At 73.6% G+C, this 4,537-nt stretch carries 2 protein-coding genes; one reads left to right on the top strand and one right to left on the bottom strand.

The features are described 5' to 3' along the window. The first annotated feature begins 56 nt into the window (after window positions 1-56). On the top strand, window positions 57-3,338 hold the full coding sequence (locus IFT36_RS16840) for an SdrD B-like domain-containing protein (RefSeq protein WP_200413579.1): 3,282 nt from the start codon (window positions 57-59) through the stop codon (window positions 3,336-3,338). Between the two features lie 60 nt (window positions 3,339-3,398). On the opposite strand, the gene IFT36_RS15280 is transcribed toward IFT36_RS16840, so the two are convergent. Next, window positions 3,399-4,382 carry an alpha/beta hydrolase gene (locus tag IFT36_RS15280; protein ID WP_200413578.1) on the bottom strand — a complete coding sequence of 328 codons (984 nt, stop codon included), beginning with the start codon at window positions 4,380-4,382 and terminating at the stop codon, window positions 3,399-3,401. Window positions 4,383-4,537 lie beyond the last annotated feature (155 nt).

Here is a 4,537-nt window from a genome sequence, read left to right as displayed (position 1 = left end):
AGAGCGCTCGTCCAGGGATCGCCACTCCCTGGTCGGCGAGCGACGGGGCTGACAGCATGGGGCGATGGACCGCGACCGTCGACCTCGACATCGAGCGCCGCGCCGACGGCAGCGGCCCCTTCACGCCCGCCGAGGGCCCCGGTGCCGACGCCGGCGCCTCCAACGGCATCGTCCGCACCTTCGACGCCATCACCTACCGCGTGACCGTCAGCGCCAACGGCGGCTCGGTGACGAACGAGCGGTTCACCGTCACCGCACCCGACGGCACCACGTGGGCCGGGATGCCGAACACCTGCGAGGTCGACGGCTCCGCGATCGTCGGCCCCGAACTCACCTGCAACGTCGGCACCGTCGGCGAGGGGCAGGTCCTCGCGACCCCGGTCGTCCTGACCATCGACTCCCGGGCCGGCGGCGGCACGGTCGCCATCACGGGCACCGTGACCGGTGACGGCGTCGCCGAACCGGCAGGGCCCGTCACATCCGTGGCGACGACGGTCTCCGCGGCACCGCGCTTCGACCTCGCGAAATCCGTCGCGAACTCCACCTTCCACCCCGGTGTCGTCGGCCCCGACGGGACGGAGGGGACAGTCCTCCAGTACCCCGTGACCGTCGCGTGGGAGCCCGTGGTCCCCGGGCAGGGGCTCCTCGGCTACGAACGCTCGAGCGGCACCTTCACCTTCCAGGACGACGTCTCCCGGATGTTCGGCGACCTGCCGTCCCCCGCGGTCCTCTTCGGCCACGACGGGCGGGCCGCCTGCGGGCTCAACGACGGGCGCACCTTCCCGGTCCTCCCCGGCGGCAGCGGGGGGAGGTCCACGACGGTGCTGCACTCCGGCCGCTTCGAGTGCACGCAGTCCGCTCCGGGGCAGCCCGTCGAGGTGACCATCACGGGCACCGACACCGACATCACGCCGTCGAGGGGCATCCCCTCGCAGAGCGCCACCGGCCAGCCGATCCAGGGGGGCGTCAAGCCCTACGTGATCAGCGGGTACATCAGCATCTGGGTTCCCGCCCTCGACGCGGGCCAGTCCCTCATCGCGACCAACACCTTCACCCCGCTGCAGACCACGGGCATCAGCGGTGCGTCCAACTTCCCGGGCTCGACCGAGCCGCTGGCGAACAACTCGGTCGACCGCAACCTGTCGTTCTTCGTCCCGGGAGGGGGCTTCAAGCACCTCGGCCAGACCCGGGCGGACGGCTCCACCGCCGTCGGCTCCGCGAAGTCGGGAGACCCCTACGTCACCCCCGGGACGCGCCTCCGCTCCCAGGTCAACCTGGCGAACAGGGGCGTCTCGGACTACGTCGGGGCGATCACCTGTGACGTCTACGACAACCGCTTCCAGCAGCTGACGACGCTGTTCGGCGAGCACGCGACCACCAACGGCTGGAACGAGGGCGTCCGCATCGAGTACGCGGCGTTCTCCTTCACGGACCCCACCGTCGGTCGGGACGCCACGTGCGACGACTCCGACGGTCCCTGGTACGACAGCCCCGACGACGTCCCCGGCGGTGTCGACGCGATCGGGAAGATCCGCGCCGTCGGGACGGTCGCCGGCGGGCGGGCCGGCAACCTCTTCAGCTACTTCGAGGTGCAGGCCGCCCCGAACGACACCCGCGTCCACGACTTCGGCTCGTTCTTCGACGGCACGAGCGCCTGGGTCCACGACACGGCGCCCGCGGCCAACGGTGTCGGGCCGCTGGCCGACAGCGTCATCGTCACGCAGGTCAGGGCCCGGGTCGTGAAGAAGGTCGTCGACCCCGGCACCACCGCCGAGACCACCCCCGACAAGACCGCGTTCGTCGTCGCCGGCACGAGCATGGACTACGCCCTCTACCCGACGCTGACGAACGCGACGGAGGGGGGCCGCCCCCAGGCCCTCACGGTGACCGACGTCCTGCCCGAGCACACGACGTACCAGCGTGGCTCGAGCTCCCTCGAACCGACGAGCGTCGAGACCACGACGATCGACGGTGAGCTCCACGAGACGATCGTCTGGACCCTCGAGGACGTCGTCCCCAACCGTCCGATCGCGCCCCTCACGTACCGGCTCGACGTGTCCGGGACGGCCCCGCCGGGGTCCGTGAACAACACCGCCCACGTCGCCGCCGACGACGACCTGTCGCCCGAAGGGCTCCGCACGGCACTCCGAGGCGTCCGCGTCGAGTCCTCGAGCGGCATCGGCGTCCAGAAGACCGCGAAGGAGCCCACCGTCGTCGTCGGCGACGACCTCGTCTGGACGCTCGAGTACCGCAACACCGACTCCGTCCCCATCGCGGCCGTCGACCTGATCGACGTCCTGCCCACCGTCGGGGCCAGCGGTGGGCAGGTCGACCTCGCCGCCCCGGTCGAGGTCGACCCCGACGCCGGTGAACGCGTCCGCTACACGACCGCCGCCCCGGGCGGCATCTCCTTGGACGGCGACGACCCGAGCAACGCCCCCGGGGGCGACACCGCCTGGTTCGACGCGTCCCGCATCGGGACGGGCGGCGACCAGGTGGCGCTCGAGGACGTCACCGCCGTCCGCATCCAGCGGACCACGGCCGTCGACGTCGGCGAGGTCGTCACGCACGACCTCGCCGCGACGACGACGGAGGCACGTGACGGGGACGTCGTCACCAACCGGTTCGGCCTGCGCGCGACGAACCTCGCGCTCGCCGCGTTCTCGAACCGGGCCGCCATCACCGTCGTCGCCGGAGCCGTCGGCGACCGCGTGTGGGACGACGCGGACGCCGACGGGCTCCAGGGGCCTGCCGAGGCCGGCATCCCGTTCCTCCCGGTGACCCTCACCGGCACCGACGACCGGGGCCGTCGGGTCGAGCGGCGCACCAGGACCGACCTCGCGGGCACGTACGTCGTCGACGGGCTCCGCCCGGGGGAGTACACCGTCGCCTTCTCCTCGCTGCCCGACCGGGCCTGGACCGCACGCCACCAGGGCGAGGACGACAGCGTCGACTCCGACGCCGGGCTCGACGGAACCGCGACGGTGGCGCTCTCGACCGTCCTCGAGGGCGACGAGCTCGTCGGGGTCGACCGGGACCTCGGCATCGACGCGGGCCTCCTGCCGGCCGTCGACCCGGGGGAGCCGGTCGATCCCGGTGTGCCGGTCGACCCGGGTGCCCCCGTCGACCCGGGTGCCCCGGTCGACCCGGGGGCACCCGTCGATGCCGTCGGTGCCGCGGGCACGACCTCGGACCCGTCGACCGGGCCCGGAGCGTCACGGGGTGACCGTCTGCTCGCCTTCACGGGCAGCGAACCGGCCGTCCTCGGCATCGCGGTGCTCGGCCTCCTCGGTCTCGGTGCGCTCCTCGCCCTCGCCGCGCGGCGGCGGGACTCCTGAGCGTGTCCCGTCGCCGCCGCGGCGCCCCCTGATCGTGACCGGGCTCCATCTCGGCCCCGATCAGGCGGCAGAGCCGAGGAGGCGCCCGGTCCAGTCCCGCAGGGCCGCGACGGCTCGGCGCGACAGGGTCGCCTGCGGCAGCATGCTCGCGGAGCCGTGGAAGGCCCCCGGCCACACGTGGAGCTCGGCCTGCACCCCGGCCGCCCAGAGCGCCCCCGCGTAGGCGACGGCTTCGTCGCGGAACACCTCCGTGCTGCCGCAGTCGACGTAGGCCGGTGGCAGGTCCGTGAGGTCGGTCGCGCGGCCGGGAGCGGCGTAGATCGACACACCGTCGTCGTCACCACGACGGTCGCCGAGGTAGGCGTCCCAGCCGAACCGGGTCATCTCCCGGTCGGCGACGCCCACCCCGTCGAACTGCCGGGCGGAGACGGTCGCGTCGCGGTCGTCGAGCATGGGGCTGACGAGCACCTGCCCGAGAAGGGCCGGGCCGCGTCGATCACGGGCCAGGAGCGCGGTGCCCGCGGCGAGCCCGCCCCCGGCGCTCTGACCGACGACGACCACGCGGTCGGGGTCGACGCCGAGCTCGTCGGCGTGCTCGGCGACCCAGACGAGACCGGCGTAGCAGTCCTCGACCGGGTAGGGGTCGGGGTGCTCGGGCGCGAGGCGGTAGTCGGGGCTGACGAGGACGACGTCGTGCACGAGCAGCCAGTCGTCGTACGAGTCGAGGTTGCCGAGGTGGTGGCCGAACATCATGCCGCCCCCGTGGATCGCGTAGGCGCAGGCCGCCGGCCCGGTGCGGCCGATCCGCTGGACGACCGCGAGGTCGATCGGGTCGCCGAGGTGCCCGGGGACGGTGATGCTGCGCCTCTCGAGACCGCGGGCGCGCAGTCCTTCGTCGAGCTGCGCCTCCGTCGTCTCGAGCTGTCGCATCCGGGGCAGCATCCCGGTCTCGAGGCGGAAGCGGCCGCGGGCGTCCATCGCCTCCAGGAAGGGCGCGAACTCGGGGTCGAACGGCGGACGGGGCAGGGCGGTGGTGTCAGGCACGGGAGGTCTCCTCGGTGGTGGTGGTCGAACGGGTCGGGGTAGAGAGCGGTTCGGGGGCCGGTTCGGTGCGGCCGGGGTCGCCGCGGCCGGGGTCGGCGCGGCCGCGGTCGGTCCTGTCGTCGGCGGCCCGCGCACGGGTCGTCCCGACCGCGACG

It is taken from the genome of Frigoribacterium sp. CFBP 13605 (assembly GCF_014839405.1).
In the GTDB taxonomy this organism is placed as follows: domain Bacteria; phylum Actinomycetota; class Actinomycetes; order Actinomycetales; family Microbacteriaceae; genus Frigoribacterium.
This window is presented reverse-complemented; position numbering and strand designations above follow the sequence as displayed.